The organism is Pseudoalteromonas sp. Angola-4, from assembly GCF_028599265.1.
GTDB lineage: Bacteria > Pseudomonadota > Gammaproteobacteria > Enterobacterales > Alteromonadaceae > Pseudoalteromonas > Pseudoalteromonas atlantica.
This window is the reverse complement of record NZ_JAQREK010000001.1, coordinates 168947-193481: the sequence shown is the minus strand read 5'-3', so window position 1 is coordinate 193481 and position 24535 is coordinate 168947. Positions and strand designations below refer to the sequence as shown.

Annotated in this window: 24 protein-coding genes; 15 read left to right on the top strand and 9 right to left on the bottom strand. The window is 40.5% G+C overall.

Translation table 11 applies throughout. The annotated features are described in order from the left end of the window. Positions 1-327: 327 nt before the first annotated feature. On the bottom strand, positions 328-1191 hold the full coding sequence (locus tag PSH48_RS00880) for a mechanosensitive ion channel family protein (RefSeq protein ID WP_024034237.1): 864 nt from the start codon (positions 1189-1191) through the stop codon (positions 328-330). 197 nt (positions 1192-1388) lie between these two features. Between PSH48_RS00880 and PSH48_RS00875 the strand changes: the two genes are divergently transcribed. The 5 genes from PSH48_RS00875 to PSH48_RS00855 all read left to right on the top strand — a co-directional run bounded on the left by PSH48_RS00875 (position 1389) and on the right by PSH48_RS00855 (position 7109). Next, positions 1389-1595, top strand: a complete 207-nt coding sequence (locus tag PSH48_RS00875; RefSeq protein WP_004587392.1) for a hypothetical protein — start codon at positions 1389-1391, stop codon at positions 1593-1595. A 212-nt stretch (positions 1596-1807) separates the two neighbouring features. Beyond that, positions 1808-3943 carry a M3 family metallopeptidase gene (locus PSH48_RS00870; RefSeq protein ID WP_096042068.1) on the top strand — a complete coding sequence of 712 codons (2136 nt, stop codon included), beginning with the start codon at positions 1808-1810 and terminating at the stop codon, positions 3941-3943. 103 nt (positions 3944-4046) lie between these two features. Beyond that, positions 4047-4910, top strand: coding sequence for a carboxylate/amino acid/amine transporter (locus PSH48_RS00865; RefSeq protein WP_248462566.1), 864 nt, complete (start codon positions 4047-4049; stop codon positions 4908-4910). A gap of 55 nt (positions 4911-4965) precedes the next feature. Continuing rightward, positions 4966-6297, top strand: a complete 1332-nt coding sequence (locus tag PSH48_RS00860) for a glycerophosphodiester phosphodiesterase family protein (RefSeq protein WP_273610733.1) — start codon at positions 4966-4968, stop codon at positions 6295-6297. Positions 6298-6374: 77 nt separating this feature from the next. Next, positions 6375-7109, top strand: a complete 735-nt coding sequence (locus PSH48_RS00855; protein WP_273610732.1) for a dienelactone hydrolase family protein — start codon at positions 6375-6377, stop codon at positions 7107-7109. 12 nt (positions 7110-7121) lie between these two features. Here the strand turns inward: PSH48_RS00855 and PSH48_RS00850 are convergent, their stop codons facing one another. Then, positions 7122-8045, bottom strand: coding sequence for a LysR family transcriptional regulator (locus tag PSH48_RS00850; protein WP_024034243.1), 924 nt, complete (start codon positions 8043-8045; stop codon positions 7122-7124). Between the two features lie 165 nt (positions 8046-8210). Between PSH48_RS00850 and PSH48_RS00845 the strand changes: the two genes are divergently transcribed. From PSH48_RS00845 to PSH48_RS00825, 5 genes are all read left to right on the top strand, one after another. Continuing rightward, a complete protein-coding gene (locus PSH48_RS00845; RefSeq protein ID WP_029773419.1) occupies positions 8211-8894 on the top strand; it encodes a type 1 glutamine amidotransferase domain-containing protein in 684 nt (227 codons plus the stop codon). A gap of 104 nt (positions 8895-8998) precedes the next feature. After that, positions 8999-9580: a rhomboid family intramembrane serine protease gene (locus PSH48_RS00840; RefSeq protein WP_024034245.1), complete on the top strand. Its 582-nt coding sequence runs from the start codon at positions 8999-9001 to the stop codon at positions 9578-9580. A gap of 90 nt (positions 9581-9670) precedes the next feature. Continuing rightward, positions 9671-10510, top strand: coding sequence for a glutathione-dependent disulfide-bond oxidoreductase (gene yghU, locus PSH48_RS00835; protein ID WP_004587400.1), 840 nt, complete (start codon positions 9671-9673; stop codon positions 10508-10510). A gap of 146 nt (positions 10511-10656) precedes the next feature. Further along, entirely contained in the window at positions 10657-12597 is a 1941-nt protein-coding gene (locus PSH48_RS00830) for a putative bifunctional diguanylate cyclase/phosphodiesterase (RefSeq protein WP_055252986.1), read from the top strand. 4 nt (positions 12598-12601) lie between these two features. Beyond that, a complete protein-coding gene (locus PSH48_RS00825; protein WP_273610731.1) occupies positions 12602-13903 on the top strand; it encodes an MFS transporter in 1302 nt (433 codons plus the stop codon). 128 nt (positions 13904-14031) lie between these two features. Here PSH48_RS00825 and PSH48_RS00820 read toward each other — a convergent pair whose 3' ends face one another. Continuing rightward, the gene (locus tag PSH48_RS00820; RefSeq protein ID WP_273610730.1) at positions 14032-14484 is read right to left on the bottom strand and encodes a hypothetical protein; all 453 of its coding nucleotides are present in this window, start codon (positions 14482-14484) and stop codon (positions 14032-14034) included. Between the two features lie 11 nt (positions 14485-14495). After that, entirely contained in the window at positions 14496-14771 is a 276-nt protein-coding gene (locus PSH48_RS00815) for an EF-hand domain-containing protein (RefSeq protein WP_004587403.1), read from the bottom strand. Positions 14772-15025: 254 nt separating this feature from the next. On the opposite strand from PSH48_RS00815, the gene PSH48_RS00810 reads away from it, so the two are divergent. Continuing rightward, a complete protein-coding gene (locus PSH48_RS00810; RefSeq protein WP_273610729.1) occupies positions 15026-15880 on the top strand; it encodes a PA4780 family RIO1-like protein kinase in 855 nt (284 codons plus the stop codon). 18 nt (positions 15881-15898) lie between these two features. Here PSH48_RS00810 and PSH48_RS00805 read toward each other — a convergent pair whose 3' ends face one another. From PSH48_RS00805 to PSH48_RS00790, 4 genes are all read right to left on the bottom strand, one after another. Next, a complete protein-coding gene (locus PSH48_RS00805) occupies positions 15899-16573 on the bottom strand; it encodes a response regulator (RefSeq protein WP_029773415.1) in 675 nt (224 codons plus the stop codon). Positions 16574-16582: 9 nt separating this feature from the next. Beyond that, positions 16583-18037, bottom strand: coding sequence for an ATP-binding protein (locus PSH48_RS00800; protein WP_273610728.1), 1455 nt, complete (start codon positions 18035-18037; stop codon positions 16583-16585). Positions 18038-18299: 262 nt separating this feature from the next. Continuing rightward, positions 18300-20228 carry a S9 family peptidase gene (locus PSH48_RS00795; RefSeq protein WP_004587407.1) on the bottom strand — a complete coding sequence of 643 codons (1929 nt, stop codon included), beginning with the start codon at positions 20226-20228 and terminating at the stop codon, positions 18300-18302. Positions 20229-20298: 70 nt separating this feature from the next. Then, positions 20299-20907 carry a flavin reductase family protein gene (locus PSH48_RS00790; protein ID WP_154944808.1) on the bottom strand — a complete coding sequence of 203 codons (609 nt, stop codon included), beginning with the start codon at positions 20905-20907 and terminating at the stop codon, positions 20299-20301. An 84-nt stretch (positions 20908-20991) separates the two neighbouring features. Between PSH48_RS00790 and PSH48_RS00785 the strand changes: the two genes are divergently transcribed. From PSH48_RS00785 to PSH48_RS00775, 3 genes are all read left to right on the top strand, one after another. Beyond that, entirely contained in the window at positions 20992-22494 is a 1503-nt protein-coding gene (locus tag PSH48_RS00785) for a cryptochrome/deoxyribodipyrimidine photo-lyase family protein (RefSeq protein WP_273610727.1), read from the top strand. A gap of 1 nt (position 22495) precedes the next feature. Then, a complete protein-coding gene (locus PSH48_RS00780) occupies positions 22496-22633 on the top strand; it encodes a DUF2256 domain-containing protein (protein ID WP_024034255.1) in 138 nt (45 codons plus the stop codon). 147 nt (positions 22634-22780) lie between these two features. Continuing rightward, positions 22781-23218 (top strand): OsmC family protein, encoded by a 438-nt coding sequence (locus PSH48_RS00775; protein ID WP_273610819.1) that lies wholly within the window; start codon positions 22781-22783, stop codon positions 23216-23218. A gap of 58 nt (positions 23219-23276) precedes the next feature. On the opposite strand, the gene PSH48_RS00770 is transcribed toward PSH48_RS00775, so the two are convergent. After that, the gene (locus PSH48_RS00770; RefSeq protein ID WP_004587412.1) at positions 23277-23465 is read right to left on the bottom strand and encodes a 2TM domain-containing protein; all 189 of its coding nucleotides are present in this window, start codon (positions 23463-23465) and stop codon (positions 23277-23279) included. A 239-nt stretch (positions 23466-23704) separates the two neighbouring features. Here PSH48_RS00770 and PSH48_RS00765 point away from each other — a divergent pair, with 239 nt between their 5' ends. After that, entirely contained in the window at positions 23705-24490 is a 786-nt protein-coding gene (locus PSH48_RS00765) for a putative porin (protein WP_273610726.1), read from the top strand. Positions 24491-24535: the final 45 nt, after the last annotated feature.

Sequence of the window (24535 nt, the reverse complement as noted above, 5' to 3'; positions counted from 1 at the left end):
TTCGCGTCTAGCTTTATGGCGCGCGGACCTCATCACCGAGAGTACAAAAACGGAGTAATGAGGCTGAACGAACGATGGAGATTATACCATCGTATTACAAATTTACTGCATAAATATGTACAAAAAAGTAAACTTTTTTGCAACATTTAACCTCATTTTATAGCTTTTTTACCCGCTTTTAGATGCAAAAGACTAACAATGCGGACATATGTCCTTTCTTTCAAAAGCCGCTTTAAAGTAGCAGACTGCGTATTTTTACAAATAAACCCAAACTAGAAACGCGCAGTTAAAACCCGTTAATGCTTGCTAAATTTTTAAAGGCTAAATTCATTGAGTACGCTTTAACGCAATTTCTCCATCAATGTGAATATCGCGCTGTGGAAACGCAATCACCACATCGTGTTTTTCAAAAACAGCATAGATACTAAAACGGATATCACTACGTACTTTTCTGAGCATGGTTTCTGACTCTGCACAAACCCAAAAAATTGCATTAAACACCAGTGAGCTATCAGCAAAGTCGTCAAATAAAACAGAGGCTTTTGGATTTGTTAGTATCGCATCATGATCATCAAGCACTTGTTGAATTAACGTTTTAACTAACAATACATCGCTGCCATAAGCAACACCTACGCTAACCGAGGAGCGGGCATTACCGTCTATTAAGGTCCAGTTAGTCACTGTGTTTTCTAATAGTTGCGAATTAGGGATTAACATATGCACACCATCGTTACGGCGAATGCGGGTAGAGCGCGTATTAATAGTTTCTACTACGCCCTTTGCATTACCTACTTCTAAAAAGTCCCCAATACGAATTGGCCGCTCCCACATTAAAATCCAGCCACTAATAAAGTTATTAATAATGTTTTGCGCACCAAATCCAACCCCAATGGCTATGGCCCCTGATACAAATGCAAAGGCCGTAAGCGGAATACTTAAAACCTCTAACGAGGTGAAAATTAATATTGCGATACTCAAAATAAAATAAATGCGCGTAAATAGATGAACCGCGTCTTGGCTGATTTTTTTTGCCAGCAGTGTTTTTTTAATAAGTTTGCCAATGCGCGTTACTACAAACCACATAGCAAATAAAATTAAAGGAACTTGTATAACCTTAGCCACAGTGATGTGTACGTCGTTATAGGTAAAAATAACCAAGCTGAGATAATGTTGAATGTGTTCGAGCGTCATGTATTTTCCAAAGTATTATTTATTGTTTGTTATTTGTTCAGTAAAAATGAGTGTGGTTCAGTCTTCGCTAAGCTTAGCACGGCATAATAGTGTTAAAACGCTAAGTTAATAGATTTAACGTTTTTGTTTAAACAATTTATTAACTCTTTATTGCACCGAGTGCTATATAAATAGTGTACAAGCACTGGAGATTACATATGTCACAACTTACTCTAAATCAAAGACTCGCTACTTTGCAGCCGCAGGTAGATTTAAATTTATTTGAAAGCAGCCTAGATTACCGCAATAAAATTTTGTGCCTTCTTGCTGAGCAAGAACAAACACTTGCTACTATTAATAAAGAATTTGGCCAGCAATCTAATAGCTTTGGTTCTGAAAAACGCTTTGTTCTTGGCTATAACTAGCCTTTAAAAAACACACACAATACAATATTTAAGTAGCCTTACGTTTATTTTTAAGGCTACTTTTACCTCCAAATCGCATTTTTAGTAGCTAATTTGCGTTTAAATCCCGCTTAATACCGATAAACTTTATTGTATAAACGCCAAAATTTGATAAGTTAACTGGGTTTTCGACTCGAAAAGCCTATTTCGGCTCATCTTTTTATGGAGTTATTATGCGTAAAACACTGATCGCCACTACTATTGCTAGTGCCCTAATCCTATCTGCTTGTTCATCTAACGAAACTCAGAACACAGCTAAAGAGAGCGCAGCACAAGTGCAAGATATGAACGCAAACAATGTATTATTCAAACCAAGCCCATTACAATACATGGCACCAGAGTTTGATAAGTTTGGTACAAAAGACTACGAAGCAGGCTTTGATGCAGGTATTGCTCAGCACACTGCGCAAGTTCAAGCAATTGCAAACAACCCAGAACCAGCAACATTTGAAAACACACTTGTTGAGATGGAAAAATCTGGTGAGTTGTTAAACCGCGTATCTGCTGCTTTTTACAACCTATCGGGTTTAATTTCAGATGACGAATACCAACGTATAAGCAAAAAAATGGCGCCGGTATTATCTGCTCACTCTGATGACATTTACCTAAATGGTGCGTTATTTAAGCGTGTACAAACTATTTACGACAATAAAGATGCGCTTAACGCTGAAGATCAACGCTTAGTTGATTTCTACTACAAGCAATTTGTAAAAGCCGGTGCTAAGTTAAGCGATGCTGAAAAAGCAAAAATGCGTGAAATAAACGCTCAGCTTGCAGAGCTATCTACTGCGTTCTCTCAAAACATTTTAAAATCGTTTAAAGAAGACGTTATTGTTGTTACAGACAAATCTAAACTTGCTGGCCTATCTGAAGGTGAAATTGCAGGCCTTGCAGCCGCAGCTAAAAAAGCAGGCAAAGACGGCTACATGATCACCTTGGTTAATACCACTCAGCAGCCTATCTTATCAAGCCTTGAAAACCGTGAGCTACGCGAGCAAATTTTTAAAGCCTCTACAAACCGTGCTGCTAAAACTAACGGCCCTATCATTATTGAAGAAACGAACCTGCGTGCACAAAAAGCAGAGCTGTTAGGCTTTAAAGATTGGGCATCGTATGTAATGACTTCGCGTATGGCACAAACAACCGACAACGTGTACGGTATTTTAGATGACCTTGCACCAAAAGCAGTTGAAAAAGCCAAAGCAGAAGCGGCCGCTATCCAAAAAGTAATTAACGATTCTGGCGAAAGCTTTGAGCTTAAGCCATGGGATTGGGCGTTTTACGCAGAAAAAGTACGTGCTGAAAAGTACGACCTAGATCCTGCGCTAGTTAAGCCATACTTTGAAATGAACTCTGTGATCCATGATGGTTTATTCTTCGCAATGAACAAGCTTTACGGTATCACCTTTAAAGAGCGTAAAGACTTACCTGTTTACCACGAAGATGTAACAGCGTACGAAGTATTTAACGCAGATGGCAGCGCTATTGGTTTATTTTACATGGACCCATACGCTCGCGAAGGTAAGCGTGGCGGTGCATGGATGAGTGCATACGTAAGCCAAAGCGGCTTAAAAGGCACTAAACCGGTTATTTACAACGCACAAAACATTCCAAAACCAGCTGAAGGTGAGCCAACGCTAATGACCTTCGACGAAGTATCGACTATGTTCCATGAATTTGGTCATGCTGCGCACGGTTTATTCTCAAATGTTAAATACCCAAGCCTAGCGGGTACTGCTACAGCACGTGACTTTGTTGAATTTCCTTCACAGGCACACGAAGACTGGATGATTGAACCTACCGTACTTGCTAACTACGCTAAGCATTACAAAACGGGTGAGCCAATTCCACAAGCATTACTTGATAAAGTATTAGCATCGCAAAAATTCAACCAAGGCTTTGGTACTACTGAATACTTAGCAGCTGCTTTACTTGATATGGAATGGCACTCATTTGGTTCTGATAAAAAAATCAGTGATGTTCAAAAGTTTGAAAGCGATGCGCTAAAAGCACACGGTATTGATTACTACCCAGTGCCACCGCGTTATAAATCAAACTACTTTAGCCATACTTTTGCCGGTGGTTACTCAGCAGGTTACTACGCCTACCTATGGACTGAAGTATTTGCAGCCGATGCGTTTGCACATATGGAAAATAACGGTGGTCTAACCCGTGAAAACGGTGACAAGTTCCGTGAAGAAATCCTATCAAAAGGTAACAGCCGCGACTTAATGCAAAGCTACATTGAGTTTAGAGGCCAAAAACCAACGACAGACGCACTTCTTAAGCGCCGTGGTTTGGTTGATTAATAACCTCGTTTATTAATTTTAACCTTATAAAAGCCCGCTTGCGGGCTTTTATTGTTTATAACAGATAAACTAGCCACACTATAAATTATAAAAAACGACAATTATGGGCTATTTATTTGCAGTTACCCTACTTTGGGCTTTTTCATTTAGTTTAATTGGTGTGTACCTAGCAGGCCAAGTTGATGCGTGGTTTAGCGTATTAATACGAGTTGCATTAGCCACATTGGTTTTTTTACCCTTTTTAAAACCTAAACTTACCTCAAAACCACTCGCACTTAAGCTGATGCTGATAGGCGCTGTGCAACTAGGTGTTATGTACAGCTTTTACTATCACTCCTTTTTATTTTTAAGCGTACCCGAAGTGTTGCTCTTTACCGTTATGACGCCGCTTTATATAACGCTTTTAAACGATGCATTTAATAAGCATTTTAACCCTCGCTTTTTTGCGGTTGCGCTTATTGCCGTACTGGGCGCGGTAGCTATTCGCTGGGAAAGCCTCAATAGTCATTTCATCATCGGTTTATTACTGGTTCAGGGTGCCAATATTAGTTTTGCCACCGGACAAGTAACTTATAAACGTTTAATGGCCACTAATCAGTTGGATGACAAAACCGTATTTGGTTGGTTTTTTATTGGCGCCTTAGTAGTGGCAAGTGCTTGCTACGCTTTATTTGGCAATACAAGCAAGTTGCCGAGTACACCTACCCAGTGGGGTATTTTAATATACTTAGGTATTGTTGCCTCGGGCCTTGGTTACTTTTTATGGAACAAAGGGGCAACAAAAGTAAATGTGGGAGCATTAGCCGTTATGAACAACGTGCTTATTCCTGCCGGTATTATTGTTAACGTGCTTATATGGAATAAAAATGCCGACATTATGCGCTTAAGTATGGGGGGGGCAATCATGTTAGCAGCACTGGTAATTAATCAAATAGGGACAAATAAACAGAACGTCACATCCTTGTAGCTAATTTGTCATTGAATGCGATTAGGGTTGAATAAAATAACGTTAAGGAACAAACATGAAACATCTCACCCTAATAACAAGCTCATTACTACTTGCACTACTGAGCGGCTGCGACGACGATGTCGAAATTGTAGAAAAAGACGTAGTCGTTACCAATACCACCGTTGAAGTGGTTGAAGTACCGACGCCTGTAATTGTTGAAGTTGCAAAAGGCGAGGCGCCTGATATTCAATTAGGTACTCGTGCCGACTACTTAATTAACGATATGGCACAGAGCGATTTAAAAACAAAATTAGAATCGTGTACAGATGGGCCATTTTACCGTACAGATTTTTCTATTGGGCATCGTGGTGCACCAATGCAATACCCTGAGCATACAAAGGAGTCTTATATAGCTGCGGCGCGTATGGGCGCAGGTATTGTAGAGTGCGATGTAACCTTTACCAGCGACAAAGAGCTCGTGTGTCGCCACTCTCAGTGCGATTTGCACACCACCACCAATATATTAGCCATACCTGAACTTGCTGCTAAGTGCAGTGTGCCTTTTACTCCAGCTAACGAGGCCAGTGGCACGCCTGCCACCGCTAAATGCTGCACAAGCGATATCAGCCTGAGTGAATTTTTAACGCTTGAAGGTAAAATGGATGGCGCCAACACCCAAGCCACTACTGTAGGTGAATATATGCAGGGCACGCCCAGCTGGCGCACCGATTTATACGCCACAGGTGGAACATTAGTAACTCATAAACAAAGTATTGAGTTGTTTAAAAGCTTGGGTGTAAAAATGACCCCAGAGCTAAAATCGCCGCAAGTGAGCATGCCTTTTGAGGGAATGACACAACAGCAATACGCGCAAAAAATGCTTGATGAATACACGCAATTGGACGTACCAAGCAGTGATGTATACCCGCAATCGTTTAATCTCGATGATGTGAAATATTGGATAAATAACAACCCCGACTTTGCAAATCAAAGCGTATATTTAGATGGCCGTGACAGCGAAGCGGGCTTTGATCCAAGTAACCCTGAAACGTGGCAACCAAGTATGGAAGAGTTAGTAGCCGATGGCGTTAAAATATTAGCGCCCCCTATTTGGATGATGCTCACCATAGACAACGAAAGTAATATTGTCCCCTCACAATACGCCATTGACGCAAAAGCTGCAGGGCTTGAACTGATAGCATGGAGCCTTGAGCGCTCGGGGCCTCTTAACGAGGGCGGTGGCTACTACTATCAATCAATCGCCGATGTTATCGATAACGATGGCGACATGATGACGGTGGTTGATGTACTCGCGCAGGATGTTGGGGTTATGGGTATATTTTCGGATTGGCCCGCGACCGTAAGCTACTACGCAAGTTGTAATAAAATGCCTGCAAGCATTTAAAAAACCAGTATCAGTGGTCGTTTATTTTTTTGCGCTCAGTTACCATAACTTTATTAATTATTTAACTGAGCGCTTTTATGATAATCCAACACCATAATACCGACCTAGCCACCCCAACAGGCTTAATGCGTACTACCGTTTACCGCCCACAAGCAGCTGGCCAATACCCAAGTATTATTTTTTACTCGGAGATTTTTCAGCAAACCGCGCCTATTGCGCGCAGCGCTGCTATTTTAGCAAGCCACGGCTTTGTTGTGTTAGTGCCTGAGGTATTTCATGAGCTAAACCCGATTGGTACTGTACTTGCGTATGATGACGCGGGTAAAGATAAAGGCAATACCGATAAATGGCAAAAGCCACTTGAGCACCACGACAGCGACACACAAGCACTCATCGACTTTGTACAAAGCCAAGATTACTGCACTGGCACAGTAGGCGCCATGGGTGTGTGCATTGGTGGGCATTTAGCTTACAGAGCCGCATTAAACCCACACATAAAAGCCGCATTTTGTTTATACGCCACCGATATTCATAGTGATACCTTAACTGCTAATGCAGGTAACAATTCGTTTGAACGCATGGCTGATATTCAAGGTGAAATACACTTTATTTGGGGTAAGCAAGACCCACATGTACCGCAACAAGGCCGAAGTAAAATTTACCAGCAATGTGTAGCCACGGGTATTAACTACCACTGGCAAGAAGTAAACGCACAGCATGCGTTTATGCGTGATGAGGGCGAGCGTTACGATGCCGCGCTTGCAATTACTATGTACCAGCAAGCAGTTGCATTATTTAATCGTACTTTGTAATTAAGTGCGGTTTTACGTGCTTTTTAGCATGCCCAGTGCAGTATGCTGTTTAACAAAATATGCTTTTAAATAATCAATAAACAACCTGAGCTTTTTGGAGCCTGCCGCCCCAGGTGGAAACACACCATAAAGCTCAATATCTTTTGTTTTATAATCATCGAGTATTATTTCTAACAGCCCTGCTTGCACTTTAGGCCACGCATCATACAGCGGAATGCGCCCAAGCCCGTGTCCAGCCTCTACAAACGCGGTACGCGCTGCGGCATTATTGGTGCTAATGCCGCCTTGAAGTATTACATCGTATTTTTTGCCCTCTTTGCTAAGGGTTAATGTTTTACTGCTAAGTTGGTACACCACCCATTTATGCAAGGCTAATTCAGCTGGCGTTTTAGGTTTGCCAAAATGCTCAAAATACTCAGCTGAGCCACAAATACAGGTACTCATGGTGGTTAGTTTGGTGGCTTGTAAGTTTGAGTCACTTAAAGCGACCCCACGAATAGCAATATCAAAGCCGTTTTTTATAATATCAACCACATCATCGGTTAGTTGCAGGTCTATTTCAATTTTGGGGTATTGGCGTTTAAACGTATTAATTGCAGGCACAATTAGTTGCATGCCTACATTAACAGGGCAGCTAATTTTTAATACTCCTTGTGGCTCACTTTTAATGTTTTCTATTTGCTGATTAGCTGCGTTTGCTTGTTCTGTGATCACTCTACAGCGCTCATAATACGCAATACCCGCCTCAGTTAAAGCCATAGTACGTGTTGATCGATTTAGCAGCGTAACTTCTAATTGCGTTTCTAATTTTTTAAGGTGATAACTTACCACCGCACGCGTTAACCCCAACTGCTTTGCAGCCGCGGTTAAACTGCCCTGCTCGACAATTTGCGCAAATACCACCATGCTCTTAAGTTGCTCAAACGACACTTTCATCACAAACCCACCAATGATTATTCAACCCAATAATTGTATCAAATAATTAAACCAATAAAGTTAAATTTATCATCGTTGTTTAAATCCTTTTAAGTGCATATAGTTATTACAGCACCTTGGTTAACACCAAGCTTTAATTTACTCACTAATCGAAGGAATATTGTTATGGCTAAAAAAATACTTATGGTACTTACCTCACATTCAGAGCTTGGCAACACAGGCGAAAAAACAGGTTTTTGGGTAGAAGAATTTGCAGCACCTTACTATGCATTTGTTGATGCTGGTGCAGAGGTAACACTTGCTTCCCCTGCGGGTGGCCAACCGCCGATTGACCCAACTAGCACGCTTTCTGACTTTGAAACCGATGCAACAAAGCGCTATGACAACGACAGCGCAGCACAAACACTTATGGCAAACACCAAAAAGTTAAGTGAAGTAAACGCCAGCGACTTTGACGCGGTATTTTACCCAGGCGGCCACGGCCCACTATGGGATTTAGTAGATAACAGCGATTCAATCTCACTTATTGAAAAGTTTGTAAAAGAGCAAAAGCCAGTAGCGGCTGTTTGCCACGCAAGTGCCGCTTTTTTAAATGTTAAAGATGCACAGGGCAATGCGCTCGTAGCCGGTAAAAAAGTAACAGGCTTTACTAACTCAGAAGAAGCCGCCGTGCAATTAACAGACGTAGTGCCATTTTTAGTTGAAGATGAACTCATTAAAAAAGGCGGCGATTATCAAAAAACTGACGACTGGGGCGTATTAGCGCTCGAAGATGGTTTAGTGATTACAGGCCAAAACCCAGCAAGTTCAGAGCTTGCGGCGAAAAAACTATTAACTAAATTAGGTTAAAATACCCCCTGTGCGCGGCGCATAACGCCGCGCTTAATAAATCGCTTTTAATAGCGAAAACATACTCCTATACTGGTACAAAATAATCCTACTAAGGCGTTTATATGCCAACTACCCCATCATCATCTTCACTGATAACCAGTACGCGATTTGCAATATTTAGCGTAGTTTTTATATGCCTAATACTACAAGTGATCAATAGTTTACCTGGCATTACGCTTAATGGTTTAGGTATTTACCCTCGCAGCGTTCAAGGGTTAATCGGCATTTTATGCGCCCCATTTTTACATGGCAGCTGGTGGCACTTTGCTAGCAACATGTTGCCTTTTGCTGTACTTAGCTGGCTAATTTGCCAATACAGTGTAAAACGCTTTTATACCGTGTTTATATTTACTGCGTTAATTGGCGGGCTATTAGTGTGGGCCTTTGGTCGAAGTAGTTTTCATGTTGGATTAAGCGGCGTTATTTATGGTTTATGGGGATTTATACTGTGCTATGGCGTGGTTAGGCGCTCATTTAAGTCTATTGTTATTGCCCTAGTAGTGGCAGTGCTTTACAGCGGCTTTATTTGGGGCGTGCTACCACAACGCTTTCATGTCTCGTTCGAAAGTCACCTTTTTGGTGCGTTAAGTGGGTTCTTTTTAGGGTATAAACTTGCCAAAGCAGATAAATTAAAAGCACGATAATTTTTTCATTGCCTTTAATTAATTTTTTACGCCCCCAGCTTGTTATCTATGAGTATATAAATTAATTACATTTTTAAATTGAGGTTATTTATGAGTAATGAACACGAATACACGCCGCCTAAAGTTTGGACGTGGGACAGCGAAAGTGGTGGTAAATTTGCTAATATTAACCGCCCTATTGCTGGCGCCACTCATGACAAAACCTTAGACATTGGCAAGCATGCGTTTCAACTTTATTCATTAGCCACGCCTAATGGCCAAAAAGCGACCATTATGTTTGAAGAGTTATTAGAGCTTGGCCTAACCGATGCCGACTACGATGCCTATTTAATTAACATTGGCGAAGGCGACCAATTTGGCTCAGACTTTGTTGATATTAATCCAAACTCTAAAATTCCTGCGCTAATGGATCACTCTACCACGCCACCAACACGCATTTTTGAGTCGGGTTCAATTTTACAATACTTGGCAGAAAAATTTGATGTGCTAATCCCAAAAGATTTTAAAGCCAAGACCGAGTGCCGTAATTGGCTATTTTGGCAAATGGGTTCAGCGCCTTATTTAGGTGGCGGATTTGGTCATTTTTATAGCTACGCACCAACAAAAATGCAATACCCAATAGACCGTTTTACTATGGAAACTAAACGCCAGCTCGATGTATTAAATCGCCACTTAAGTGAAAACGAATACATGGCGGGTAGTGAATATTCTATTGCCGACATTGCCATTTGGCCTTGGTATGGCTCGTTGGTGCTTGGAAAATTATACGACGCCGCTGAGTTTTTAGATGTTGCCTCTTACACTCATGTAATGCGCTGGGCAGAGCAAATAGCAAAGCGCCCCGCTGTTAAACGTGGTCAACGTGTTAATCGCACCTGGGGCCCTGAAGAAGAGCAACTTAGCGAACGACATAACGCCAGCGACTTTTAATCTAACAGCCCATAACAAGACATTGTGTTATGGGCATTTTTTTATTTAAAATCTGCATTTTCCCTGTCATTAAACTATATTTATTATTGTGTTTTTATAAAATGTAACCTGCTTTACCCGCATTACTTTTCATAAGGCTTTAATGAGTGCAATATAAAAATTTAAATAGTGATGAACGCAGAGAAGCCGTAAAACTTTTATATTCTAATGCTTTATCTGGCATTGGTGTTTCGGCGTTAGTTAGCTTTGTACTTGTATTTGCATTTGACCTAACGGATGAGAGAACAAATCAAGAAAAAATAATTTGGCTTTTTTTCATGCTGGTTGTTTTAGCAGCAAGGCTAATGGATGTTATTTACTTTAACTACACCAAAGGAGTTAACCAGCCTTTTAATGCAAATAGCTTTTTAAAACGCTTTTCGGTGGGGTGTATAGCGACCGCGATTTCGTGGTCATGTTACGCACTGTGGTTTCATAAAAGCTCATCCACCGTTGAAATTACCACCACAATAGCTATTTTGTCGGCATTTGCTGGAGGCTCAGCCAATTTGCTCTCGGGTAGTCGCTTTACCTCAGTGTGTTACAGCATTATTTTATTAATGCCTTACTCTATAGTACTAACCTTATCTGATGACTATTACCACTATGTATTAGGCTTTTTGGGCATTACTTTTTCGGCAATTATGGTCGCCTCTTCTTATAAGTCGGCCACGTTTACCCAAACAGCCATAAAATTACGAAATCAAAACCGCGAACTACTTAACGAAATGGAAAGCAAAGTAGAAACACGCACAGAAGAAATTTACCGTTTATCAAATACTGACCCGCTAACAAGCTTGTTAAACCGCACCGCTTTTTTAAAAGTGGCAAATAAACAACTGGCAGATCACCCCGAGGAAAAACTCGCTTTACTTTTTGTAGACCTAGATGGCTTTAAGCAAATTAATGACTCTATGGGTCATAAAGTTGGCGACCAAGTACTTAAAGAAATAGCCGAGCGACTCACTAACGTTTGCACCCGCCACTTATACAAATGCCGCTGGGGCGGAGATGAATTTTTAATTTTAACAACCTATGAGGATGAACAAGACTTATTTGATTTTGCCAAAAAGGTTATTAAAAGCATTCGTGCCGAGCATGAACGATATAAATACCAAAGCTGGGTATCTGCCACTATTGGCATAGCGTTATTTCCTGAGCATGAGGGCGATTTAAGCGCGTTAATTCGTTCAGCAGATTTAGCTATGTACCATCAAAAACGTATTGCCAAAGGCTGCGTAAATATTTACAACAATGACTTAAAGCGCCAACAAGAACGCGAACAATTGCTCAGCAAGCGCTTGGCAAGTGCAATAAAAGACAACGGCTTGCGGTTAGTGTTTCAGCCTATTGTGGATAGCCAAACAGCGAAGGTGACCTCGTTTGAGTCACTTTTACGCTGGCAGTTAAATGACGAAGCGATATTTCCTGATGAATTTATTGCCATTGCCGAGCAATACAACCTCATAACCGAACTTGGCTTATGGGTGATTGAACAAGCGTGTGTGCAAGCTTGCACGTTTAAAAACGTACAACCCCCTATTGCTGTGAGCGTTAATGTATCTGTAATACAACTTCAAGACCCTGATTTTGTCACTAAGGTTGTAAATATCGTTGATCAATACGGCGTAAAGCCAGAAAACCTACACCTTGAAATCACTGAATCTGTGTTTGCTGAAGATAAGCTCACCTTTTTAGCAGCAGTAAAAGAGCTGCAAAAACAAGGATTTTGTATTTCTATTGACGACTTTGGTACTGGGTACTCATCCTTGTCGAGCATGTTAGATATTGGTGTAGACATAGTAAAAATAGATAAAAGTTTCATTCAAAACATGGATAAGCGAGGCTTAAGTATAATTCATGCGATTGTGCAAATGGCCTCAACACTAGATTTTATAGTAGTCGCTGAAGGTGTAGAAACCCTAGAGCAAGCCAACATGCTAAAAGAAATTGGCGTGTCTCACCTACAAGGTTATTACTTTTCAAAGCCTATGGAGCAACACTTTGTAGATTCGTACCTCAAAGAGCAAAACAAATTGTGTAGCTAGCAGTATGAAAAAACTCACTAAAGAGCAAGTCTATAAACGCCTTAACAACGATGAAGACGCACGCGCCTGTAAAGACATAAACGAAGATGACTGCAAAGAAGTGGCCGGTAACTTTATTCTTTTATTAACAAGCCAGCTTTTTAGTAAGTTTGCCGATGCCCTCCTCAACCCTAAAATAACTCTGCCTTGGTTAATGCAAAGCTTAAACGTGCCAAGCGCGTTTATAGCGTGGCTCGTGCCTATAAGAGAATCTGGCTCTTTATTACCACAATTAGCGATAGCCAATATTATCCGTAAACTCTCTGTAAGAAAGTGGGTATGGGTTTGCGGTGCATTTGCCCAAGCGGTATGTATTGGCGCTATGGTTGGTGTTTCATTTGTGCTAGAAGGCGCTCAGGCTGGCTATGCAATTTTAGCTCTGCTGGTGCTCTTTAGCCTCGCCCGCGGGTTTAATTCTATTGCCGCTAAAGATGTATTAGGTAAAGTTATTCCTAAAAAAAAGCGGGGCAATATTAGTGGCCTGGCGGCAAGTATAGCTGGCTTTGCAACACTCACTTTTGGTTTAATGATGTGGTTTTTTTCGGGGCAAAAAGAGCAAAATACGGTATTAATTGCGCTGTGTTTAGGCGCCGTTTTGTGGGTTGTTGCTGCACTTTTTTATAGCCGCATAAACGAATACAAAGGGGCGACACAAGGCGGTAAAAATGGCTTTTTAAATGCGCTAAGTAAATTAAAGCTGCTTTATCAAGATAAACAATTTGCACACTTTGTAATTACCCGCGCCTTTTTACTTTGCTCAGCCCTAAGCGCGCCTTTTTATATTATTTTAGCAAGCTCTCAGCAGTTTGAATTTTCATTATTGGCAGTATTTTTAGCCGTGTCTGGCTTAGCAAGTTTAATTTCTGGGCCAATATGGGGAAGACTCAGCGATTTTTCTAGCCAAAAGGTGCTTGTGATCAGTGCGTTACTTGTCACCATAAACGGGGTGAGTGTGTTTGTAATAGCCACATGGTATAGCCAGCTGTTTGAATATGCTTGGGTAATACCTGGTTTTTATTTTTTGCTTTGCATTGCTCATCAAGGCGTACGGCTCGGGCGTAAAACCTATTTAGTAGATATGGCACAAGGCAATAAACGCACTGATTACGTGTCGGTTAGTAATACTGTAATAGGCATTTTGCTTTTAATGTTAGGCAGTATAGGGCTTTTAGAAGCATTTTTATCAACCGCACAGCTTATTTTGTTGTATAGCCTGCTCGGTTTGTTAGGGGCTATTAGCGCGATTTTTTTGCCTCAAGCAGAGTAATATCAATGCGCAATAATACGTCATCAATTAAGCGAATTGGTATAATAAAAAAGCCCAACAAAATAATTGCCGGGCTTTGGACTTAAGACCTAAGGATAAACAGTCAGCTTTACCTCAAGTTATAACACCTAAGCAGTTACATTTAGCAGTGAATCACCTTCACTTAAGCCAAATTTTTCTTGTACCGATGAAAGAATTGATTCTTTATCTTCATCAGATAGCTGGCTTGAATACTCAGTTAATAACTCATCTAAGTAGCTAACCACTTCGTCAGTATCAACAGATTCTAAAGAGTTTTGCGGCGGCGGTGGCGGGCGCTGTCCTTCAGGGCGTCCTGCATCGCCAATACTTTTAGCGTCAAAATCAAGTTCGCTCATTAAATCAGCCAACTCTTTTGTCGGTGAGCTCCCCTGCTCTTCAAATGCAGCTTGAATACTTTGCGCATCTTCCGTGCTTAGGTTTTGTGCATCAAATTCTGCAAGTGTTTCTTTAACAAACTCAGTTTGCTCTGAAGTTAAAGCGCTTACTTGGCTAGATTGTTGAGTCATAAAACTCGCTGAGCTACCAATACTGTTGATCATATTTTTCTCCCTTAACGTGCGCGGCGTGGTGGCTTGTGTTCACTTAATTCTTGTTCGCTAATTTCGCCATTCCCATCGGCATCTATTTCGTCAAAAATAGTTTGCGCATCGCCTTGCGGTGGCGCACTTTCGCTAAATTCTGCAAGGCTAATCACACCGTCACCATCTGCATCTATGCTTGAAAAGTCAGGTTTAGGTGGTGGGTTATCACCGCCTCTGGCTGCAACATTGGCTGAAAAAGCCATTGATAATAATGCAGCAACGGCAAAAGTAGAAAAATGCTTCATCGTGGTCACCTTGGGTTAAATATTAATAAAGGGTATGAATATAAAGTACGCTTAAAAAACGCAAACATTGTGCAAACAATAAGGAAATAAAAATAAATCCGATTTTTATCATGTTATTTTTACCTTATTCGGTATTTCGGTTATTGTGATAACTAATTACTTAAAACCACTTTCAACACCTGTTTTGAGAGCTAACATACTAAGGACTTATTAACATACATGTTTAATCTTCCAATTTTTCTAGTTGTATCGCAGTGAAAATACCTAAACGCCTCCAGCCACTCGTTGATGATGGCCTAATTGATGAAGTGATAAGCCGCTTAATGAGCGGTAAAGAAGCGGATGTATTTGTGCTGCGCAGCGGTGGCGAAATTCGCTGTGCTAAAGTCTACAAAGATGCCGTTAAACGCAGCTTTAAAAAGGCAGCTCAGTATCAAGAAGGCCGAAAAGTAAGAGGCGGACGCCAAGCCCGCGCCATGGATAAACGCTCTAGTTATGGGCGACAACTAGAAGAAGAAATTTGGCACAATGCAGAAGTAGACGCGCTTTCACGTTTATCACGCGCTGGCGTCAGAGTTCCTGATACTTATTACTGTATTGATGGCGTGTTGTTAATGGAGCTTGTGTGCGATGAAGACGGAGATGTTGCTCCACAGTTAGGGCATGTGACCCTTACACAGCAAGACGCTATTGAGCAGTACAGTATGATGGTTCATTATATTAAATTAATGCTGTGCGCTGGTATTATCCACGGTGACTTATCGGAATTTAACGTACTTGTTGATAGTAAAGGGCCTGTAATTATTGACCTTCCACAAGCTGTAAACGCCGCAGCCAATAACAGTGCGCAAGCAATGTTTACGCGCGATGTAAACAACATACGCCGTTATTATGCGCAGTTTGCACCTAGCCTATTAAACACCCATTACGCTAAAGAAATGTGGGCACTGTTTGAAGAGGCTAGCTTAACGCCAAACACTGTGCTCAGCGGAGAATTTGAAGACAGTAACGAATCTGCAGACGTAGATGCGGTACTCGATGAAATACAAGCGGCCGAATACGAAGAGTTCGACCGTTTAGAGCGTATTAAAAACGCTGACGATGAGTAAAACTGCGTTCACGTTTAGCTATTGAGGGTGAACAAACCGATAGCCCACACCGTAAACCGACTGAATAACGCTGTCGGTTTGCGTTACTTCATCAAGCTTTTTACGTAACTTTTTTATGTGGCTGTCTATAGTACGGTGGCTAACTATACGTTGGTCTGCGTACATGGTGTCCATTAAGCTATCGCGTGAATAGATTCTGTTAGGGTTTGAATACAAAGGCTTAAATAGCTGAAATTCAAAATTAGTAAGTTCTATACTGCTATTTTTATAATTTACACTGTAAGTACTTTCATCCAGTGTCATGGCATTATTTACCGGCTCTTTTGTGGTATTAACACGCCTTAAAATTGCTTTTACACGCGCCACCAGCTCAGCATAACTAAACGGTTTACAAATATAGTCATCGGCGCCCAGTTCAAGTCCGAGTAACCGGTCAATCTCCTCCACCTTTGCCGAAACCATAATAATGGGCACATTAGAAAACTTTCTTATCGCTTTGCACAGCTCTATACCGCTTTGCCCTGGCAACATAATATCTAATAAAATAACACTTGGCTTATTACTTTCAAGCCAGCTAAGTACTTCATCACCATGATGAATAAGGTGCGTTTGATAATGATGACTTGTTAAAAAGTCGCTCATTAAATTGGCAAGTTTTATTTCATCTTCAACAATGAGTATTTGCTCACTCATATATATCCTCTACTGAACTAATAAGGGTAATTTAATAACAATGCCAAGCCCGCCAATACTGGCTTTTTCGGCTGATATTTCGCCATTATGACCTTTAACGATATGCTGACAAATAGACAAACCTAAACCAGAGCCTCCCTCTTGGCGATTGCGAGAGCTGTCTACACGGTATAAATATTCAAACAAGTGCGATAAATGCGTTTGCTCAACGCCTATCCCGTTGTCCTCTATTATAAGCTCTAAATAGGCTTGGCCTTTAATATTTACGTTATTGGCACTTAAAGAAATAGTTGAGCACTGGGCGTAATGCACCGCATTCATTAAGATATTATCTAGCAATTGCAGTATACGTGTTTTATCTGCGTTTACTGTGGTGTTGTTAGCACTATTAAGAAAGTAAAAATTAATAGCGTGCTGCTCAAAAATAACGTGATACTTTTGCTCTATGGAGTTAAGTAAAAAGCCTACGTCGGTAGGTTGCATGGTGTAATGCATGCCACCTAGCTCTGCGCTGTTTAGCATGTGTAGGTCGTCAATCAAGCGTTTTAAATGCAGCGCTTCATCGTTAGCAGAACTTATATTTTTATTATTTGGTTCACGTATTCCAAGCAGCATAGCTTCGAGCTCACCGAGTAAAATGCTCATTGGCGTTCTTAGTTCATGAGAAATATTAGCTAACCAGCGTTTACGTACTTGCTCATCTTTAGCGAGCGTAAAGGCCAAGGTATTAAAATCTTCACTAAGCTGGCCCAGCTCGTCTTTTCTATCTAATAAAAGTTTGGTGCTGTACTGCCCTTTGGTTAGCTTATGCATACCACTGGCTATTTGCTTTACAGGGCCAACTAAATGCCTTGCCAGTAAAAAAGACAACATTAAGGTAAGTAGCCCTGCGGTTAACGCAATAAGCCATAAATAGTTAGTTTGTTGCTTTAAAAAATCCAGCTCGTACCCATCTGCTAGGCTTTTTCTTTTTGAAACAGCAAGGTAAGCAATTGTTTTACCTTCAAGCTCTATGGGCGTTTTAATGTACTTTAAATCCTCAAATAATTTACCAAAAATACGCTGCTGGTTTTCATCCAGTAGTGCATAGTGCGCGGCATGCTCGGGCGGTGGGCGTTGATCTCGTTGCGCCATATGCTGTGGGGGTCTGGGTCTGCGTTCACCGCGAATTTCTGGGCGCTGTGGCATATCGCGTAAACTAGGTAAAAACTGGCTTGATTGCAATTGCGATTCAACCAACCTTAAAAAGCGCTGATCGTTGCCTATAATTTTATCCCACGAGGGAGTTTGCGCGTATTTATTAGCCAGCTGTACCGCTAATGGCTCTAATGCTTTTACTTCTTTGGCGTTTACAAAATCAATAATACCTTGGCCAATACTGTACTGAATAAGCACAACTAGCCCTGCAATAATGCTAAAGGTGAAGCTAAATAATATTAAAAAAAGTTTGTTATGAATTTTCATTTATTTTTTATAAACCTGACTCTAAAAGCATTTGAGCTGTTATTTATTGCGTATTTTTTTACTGCTAAAACGTATTTTTAAAAGCTCTAAGCCCTTTAAAGAATAGTCTGTAATAACAATTGTATTAATTGCGTGTTCTATTATAGCGACTTATAAATAGCGCCTTTAACAACAACGTATAACGTTAACAAGTAAAAGTGCAAACAATGTGCATTATATGAAAAATTACGCTCAAAAAAGGCGACCTAAGTCGCCTTTGTTATTAATCGTTTTTTAAATGCTTATCAAAAAAATCGAGAAACGCTTGTAACGTTTTAATTCTATGCGGCTGATAGGACAAGTAATGATCGCCATCTTCTAGCTCAATGTAAGTAACATCTTTATCTTCGTCATCTAGTTCATCTTCCATTTCTCTACTATGGTAAATAGGGACAACACTGTCGTCGCTACCATGCACAAGTAAAACAGGTTTGTTGATTGATTTAGCAAAATTGACCGGCGAATTGGCCTCTAACTTATCGCTATTTGTTCCAAACTGTTTTCGTACTATGTCTTTGTTTGTAAAGTGTCGGGCTTTACTCACAATATGCTCAAGGTCAGTTACCCCTGCAAAACTTGCCGCACATTTAAATGTTTCAGGGTGTTTAATAACAGCCATTAAGGCGGCATACCCACCGTAGCTTGCGCCACCAATACAAATTTTATCTGGCTGAGCAATCCCTTGGTCTATTAACCAGTTAGCTCCATCTTGTAAGTCATCTTGCATGGCTAAACCAAAACCTTGGATCGACTGCATTAAAAAGTCATAACCATAACCACTTGAGCCACGAAAGTTAGGCTGTAACACGGCATAACCATTATATGCCAGTAGCGCAGTCCAATAGTCAAAGCCTGCATAGTCGCGCGCCATAGGCCCACCATGTGGAAATATAATAGTGGGTAACTTATCGCCTTTCTCATAGCCAACAGGCAGCGTTAAGTAGCCTTCTATAATAAGCCCGTCACGTGCTTTATAGCTAATGTGCTCTTTACCGGCGTATACGCTTTCGTTAATGTGTGGGTAAACGTCTGCAAAAAATGTTAAGTCACCTCGCTTTCTGTCACCTAACATGTAGGCGCCTGATGTTTTATCTGAGCTGACATAAAGTACATATTTTTGCTGATCGTCGCTGGTGCTAACAATATCCATTTCAAATGAATCTTTAGGTAGTGATGCTCGTAAAGAGCGATGTAGCTTGTCTAAATCTTCATCCCAATACGCAATACCATCTTCTAAATGCGAATGCGTAAAGCCTGCCACTTCGCCAGTTTTACGGGAGTAAAAAATATCGCCATCTACATCATACTTGTCGTCGCTAAAAATGAGCTCACGTTTGTTAGTTGTTAGATTAAGCTTAAATAATGCATCACGCCCTTCATGTAGCGCAGTGATGTATAAAAAGTTAGGGTCTTTATCAAAGCCAAGTATCGAAATGCTTTGCTCACTAAATACTTCGTAGCTAAATAGTGTTTGCCACGACTCATTTTGCTCGTTGTACAGCTCGTAAGTGAATTGTGTTTCATCCATTTTTTTAGCAATACGAACCTTGCCTTGTCTATCAGCAAACCAACTGGTTACATCTGCACGAGCACGTTGTATTTGTTTTTTGCGTAAGGTAGTTAGGTCAAGTTCATACACAGCTGGGGTATTGGCAATTTTAAAGTCGCCCTGCACGAGTATTTTATTTTCTTGCTCCGGTAAAAAGCTAATAATTCGGTCAGAAAACTGAGGCTGCTTTTCATCACGCGTGTTGTTTGCTCTAAACGCCAGTTTTATTCCTTTATCATCACTTAGATTATACGAATACATTAATGTAGACGCATACTTAACCCCTCCAAATTGATATTTAATGTATCGTGCGCCCAATAACAACACATCATTATTTGCCCAACTAAACCAGTCAAAAAATACAGTGTGGTTATCCGATTTAATAATCGGCTTGCCCTTGCCTGTTGTAAGGCTTTGGACCATTAAAACTAAATCGCCATCAAGGTTTCTAACATACGCAATGTTATTTCCATCTGGTGAGAGCTTAACTTGGCTTATGCTTTTTAAGCCTGCAAACGCTTCTATGGGTAGCTTTTTATCAGAGGCTGATAGGCAGCTAAAACTAAGTAGGGCAAATACTAAAGTGAGGTAAAGTTTAGACATTCAATATCCATTTGTTTTATAGGTAACGCTTAATGAGTTAACAGTAAGTGTATAAAGTTAATCTGTTATTTTACAATTGTGGCCGCTTTAGTACAAATTTATCTTTAGTAGAGCTAAAGTAGTCTCCACCCATTTTACCTACGCTGTTTAATCGCGTGGGGTCTATATAGCCATTCACTAACACGTTATCGTCAATATAAATCCCCACCACGTTGAGTAGCATAACTTTGCCGCCACCTGGTTCGTCGCTTATCTGAATAACGTCTCTTAAGGTGCACTCGTATCTTACTTTAGCCGCTGCGGCGCCTGGGGATGTTACGTGTGTACTGGCGATTGTTTCAATATTTGCCGCCTCAAATTCACTCACATTATGTGGATAATTAGCGCAGCTTTGATTCATTTTCTCTACTAGCTCTTCACTAACAATATTAACCACGCAGTTGTTAGTGGCTTGAAGGTTTAAAAGCGTATCTTTATTGGCTTTGTCGCGTGGGTTTACTTGGGTCACGCTCAGCACTGGCGGGTTACAACTGGCCACTGTAAAAAAAGAGTAAGGGGCAATATTAGCAATCCCCTCCTTACTAAGTGTGCTTACCCAAGCAATAGGCCGTGGGCTAATACCCCCCACTAAATACGAGTAAACATTGTGCTGCGTGCTTTGCGTTAAATCTAAAAACATAATTTTCCTTTATACGTCGTACTGCAAATCGTAAAAGCGCTTTATTGCGTACAGTATTTCATAACTGCAGCCACTTTTTTAAATATGCGCAAAAAAATAAACATAGTGTGGTTTAAACGCGATTTACGCCTTAGCGACCATCAACCACTTAAAAATGCATTTAGTGATGATTTACCCACGTTACTGCTATACAACTTTGAGCCACTAATGCTTGAGGATGCACATTATAATGCGCGCCATTGGCGTTTTGTTTATCAATCAATAGGCGAAATAAATCAGCAGCTAACTCGCTACAAAGCAACGCTGTATATTTTTAACCAAAACATTCTGACACTGTTAAACACGCTTAATCAAACATACCAAATAGCAAACATATTTAGCCATCAAGAAATTGGCTTAAACAATACCTTTGAACGCGATAAAGCCGTGGCTACATGGTGTAAAGCTAACAAAGTTAACTGGCTTGAGTCACAAACGGGCGGCGTTATTCGTGGCAAAAAAAACCGTAAAGATTGGAACGCACGCTGGCAACAAACAATGCAGGCTCCTATTGCTATTCCTAATTGGAAAAACATAAAAACCATTACACTTAATAACTACCAAACACCTAAATTGCCCGACAGCTACACGCAAAATGATGACAACTTTCAAGTAGGTGGGCCTTTAACTGCGCACACAATATTGCAAAGCTTTTTTGCTGAGCGCGGTAAGGGGTATCAAAAAGGCATATCTAGCCCCAGCTTAAGCCGTATTCATTGCTCTAGGCTTTCGCCTTATTTAGCTTGGGGTAATATTAGCCTTAAACAGGTTTATCAAATGGCTATTGATGCATACCATGCAAAACACCCAAGCAAAAAAGGCTGGAAGCGCCCGCTTGCTGCATTTGTATCGCGTTTGCATTGGCACTGCCATTTTATGCAAAAATTTGAAAGTGAGAGTACGATGGAATTTAAAGCGCTCAATGCGGGGTATCATCAGTTCCCATATAGAAACGATGACAACGTACAACACGATATTGAACGCTGGGCACAAGGCCAAACGGGTATACCCATTATTGATGCCTGTATGCGCTGTTTAAAAACCACGGGCTATATTAATTTTAGAATGCGCGCTATGTTGGTTAGCTTTGTAACGCATCATTTAAATATAAGCTGGCAGCAGGCAAGCTTACCTTTGGCAAATTACTTTTTAGACTTTGAACCTGGCATTCATTACCCACAAATACAAATGCAGGCCTCAGTTACGGGTATTAATACCATTAGGCATTACAACCCAATTAAGCAATCTGAAGATCAAGACCCAACCGGCGCCTTTATTAAAAAATGGTGCCCCGAACTTGAAAAGCTGCCGATAGAATATTTACACGAGCCTTGGCAACAAACACCAATGGAAGCGTTGTTTAACGACTTTAAACTTGGTGAAGACTACCCCGAGCCCATGCTTGATTTAACTCAAGCCTCTAAACAAGCGCGCGAACGTTTATGGCAATACCGCGAGCGCGCCGATGTTAAACGTGCAATTCCTAACATATTAAAAAAGCATGTAGGGCTTACTCGTAAACATAAAAACACCGCAACAAGTAATTAATATGGCACATAAAAAAAGTCACTTACCACAAAAAATGTGCCCTGTTTGCAACAAGCCTTTTGCGTGGCGTAAAAAGTGGCAGCGCGATTGGGATAACGTTATTTACTGCTCAGAGCGTTGTAAACGTAATAAAAAGTAAAAGGTATTAATCCTTTATGCTACACGTGAGCTGGCGTCTATTTTGCAATGGTATGAATAACTCGGCTTTTAAGGCTGTATTTAGGTGTTTTATGTAAATAGCACTTACTCAGCCTGAAAAGCTTACATGCAACGCAAGGAGAAGATGATGACGATTAATAAAACGGCAAACTCAACCTGGTCAGGCGATATTAAAACAGGTAAAGGCAGTATTTCTACACAAAGCGGCGCACTTGATAAACAACCATTTGGTTTTAATACTCGCTTTGAAGACGAGCCTGGTTCTAACCCAGAAGAATTAGTGGGAGCTGCGCACAGTGCCTGCTTTAGTATGGCGCTTTCGCTTGCACTTGGCGATGCCGGTTTTAAAGCCGATAAAATTGATACTAAAGCCACCGTAAGCCTTGATGAGGTTGATGACGGCTTTGCAGTCACCCATATAGCGCTTGAAGTAAACGCACGTATTAAAGATATTGCTAACGAACAATTTCAGGCATTGTGTGAGCAAACTAAAAAAAGCTGCCCTATTTCAAAGCTACTTAATACCGAAATCTCCCTAAACGCAACGCTCGACTCAACCGCATAAAACGTAATTTTTAAACCTTACGGTTTTACGCGTTAAGCCAGGTAACCTGTTACTTGGCTTAACACTCATCCCTAACCCTTTTTGAGTTATTTGAGTTTAATAACTCATTTAGCAGTGCTATACCCATCCCTAAAGCAGGCCACACTACCCATAAATAATTTGGCGATGTAATTAAGTTTATCGCGGTCAAAAATACCAAAGCCACAAAGTAACGTTTTAAATTATCAAAAAATGCTGGTGTATTCATGTTTGCTCTCCTCTTAAAATGTAAGGTTATTATTGCCTTAATTTTTAAGCCTGAAAGGTGCTATTTGTCATCAGTTAATATGACATTAGTCATAAATTTATAGCAGCCCCTTCAAGCGCATCTCTACAAATACTTATACAAACATACAGTTACTTACAATTATTTAAATGTATTTTAAAGAGTATTTAATATAATACCTTTTCTAGATACACCTATTTAATTAATAAGAAAGGATACTTATGCGCTACTTAATACCACTCTCTTTGCTTGCACTTAGCTGTGCACCGTCAGTAAACGCCGAACAATCAGCATCAAAGCAATGGTTTAATACAATTAACTACGCAAAAATTGATTCACGCTATTACAGCGATAATGTGTACGGATTATCTACGCATTATTACTTTGAAGAGCAACAAAGCTCGGGAGTGTGGGATGATTATGGCTACCTAAATACAGATAGTAATATAGGCTTAAATTACTTTAATTCAGATGGTTTTAGTAGAAAAGGGATCTTTGGAGAAGGCTTTTACGGTAATGCTTTTGCAACCATAGAGCTGCCTAATATTGGCGATACTGATACCTATTCACTTGGCATAGGTTACTTATTTGCTGATTCGTTAAAAGTATCTGCACGCATGGTAGATTACGAATATGGTGACACAGTTTATTTGTTTAAAGCTCAATATAATCACCAAATTAATGACACCGACTACATTGGTTTTACTGTTGAGACGGATGATGAAATAGAGTCGTGGGACTTATCATCACGTTACTTTGCTCACCTTTACGATGAACGCTACTTTACTATAAATGCTGACTATCTCGATGCTGGCGATGATTCAATTTTTAATGTGTTGGCAAATTATTACTTTAATAAGCATGTTGCAGTTGGCGTTGGTTTATACGACTCAGATTTAGTTGTTGAAGGTAAATACTTTATTAACGATAACTACTATTTTAGCGCTAATTACACCGATAACGATGACTACGATATATACAATCTCAGTTTTGTAGCTCAGTTTTAGTAAATACAAAAAAGCCGCCTTGCTGGAGTCACTTCAGTTAAACAA

Coding starts and splice junctions, on each gene's coding strand:
- PSH48_RS00880 (WP_024034237.1), bottom strand. CDS start 1,191: ATGACGCTCGAACACATTCAACATTATCTCAGCTTGGTTATTTTTACC.
- PSH48_RS00875 (WP_004587392.1), top strand. CDS start 1,389: ATGTCACAACTTACTCTAAATCAAAGACTCGCTACTTTGCAGCCGCAG.
- PSH48_RS00870 (WP_096042068.1), top strand. CDS start 1,808: ATGCGTAAAACACTGATCGCCACTACTATTGCTAGTGCCCTAATCCTA.
- PSH48_RS00865 (WP_248462566.1), top strand. CDS start 4,047: ATGGGCTATTTATTTGCAGTTACCCTACTTTGGGCTTTTTCATTTAGT.
- PSH48_RS00860 (WP_273610733.1), top strand. CDS start 4,966: ATGAAACATCTCACCCTAATAACAAGCTCATTACTACTTGCACTACTG.
- PSH48_RS00855 (WP_273610732.1), top strand. CDS start 6,375: ATGATAATCCAACACCATAATACCGACCTAGCCACCCCAACAGGCTTA.
- PSH48_RS00850 (WP_024034243.1), bottom strand. CDS start 8,045: ATGAAAGTGTCGTTTGAGCAACTTAAGAGCATGGTGGTATTTGCGCAA.
- PSH48_RS00845 (WP_029773419.1), top strand. CDS start 8,211: ATGGCTAAAAAAATACTTATGGTACTTACCTCACATTCAGAGCTTGGC.
- PSH48_RS00840 (WP_024034245.1), top strand. CDS start 8,999: ATGCCAACTACCCCATCATCATCTTCACTGATAACCAGTACGCGATTT.
- yghU (WP_004587400.1), top strand. CDS start 9,671: ATGAGTAATGAACACGAATACACGCCGCCTAAAGTTTGGACGTGGGAC.
- PSH48_RS00825 (WP_273610731.1), top strand. CDS start 12,602: ATGAAAAAACTCACTAAAGAGCAAGTCTATAAACGCCTTAACAACGAT.
- PSH48_RS00820 (WP_273610730.1), bottom strand. CDS start 14,484: ATGATCAACAGTATTGGTAGCTCAGCGAGTTTTATGACTCAACAATCT.
- PSH48_RS00815 (WP_004587403.1), bottom strand. CDS start 14,771: ATGAAGCATTTTTCTACTTTTGCCGTTGCTGCATTATTATCAATGGCT.
- PSH48_RS00805 (WP_029773415.1), bottom strand. CDS start 16,573: ATGAGTGAGCAAATACTCATTGTTGAAGATGAAATAAAACTTGCCAAT.
- PSH48_RS00800 (WP_273610728.1), bottom strand. CDS start 18,037: ATGAAAATTCATAACAAACTTTTTTTAATATTATTTAGCTTCACCTTT.
- PSH48_RS00795 (WP_004587407.1), bottom strand. CDS start 20,228: ATGTCTAAACTTTACCTCACTTTAGTATTTGCCCTACTTAGTTTTAGC.
- PSH48_RS00790 (WP_154944808.1), bottom strand. CDS start 20,907: ATGTTTTTAGATTTAACGCAAAGCACGCAGCACAATGTTTACTCGTAT.
- PSH48_RS00785 (WP_273610727.1), top strand. CDS start 20,992: ATGCGCAAAAAAATAAACATAGTGTGGTTTAAACGCGATTTACGCCTT.
- PSH48_RS00780 (WP_024034255.1), top strand. CDS start 22,496: ATGGCACATAAAAAAAGTCACTTACCACAAAAAATGTGCCCTGTTTGC.
- PSH48_RS00775 (WP_273610819.1), top strand. CDS start 22,781: ATGACGATTAATAAAACGGCAAACTCAACCTGGTCAGGCGATATTAAA.
- PSH48_RS00770 (WP_004587412.1), bottom strand. CDS start 23,465: ATGAATACACCAGCATTTTTTGATAATTTAAAACGTTACTTTGTGGCT.
- PSH48_RS00765 (WP_273610726.1), top strand. CDS start 23,705: ATGCGCTACTTAATACCACTCTCTTTGCTTGCACTTAGCTGTGCACCG.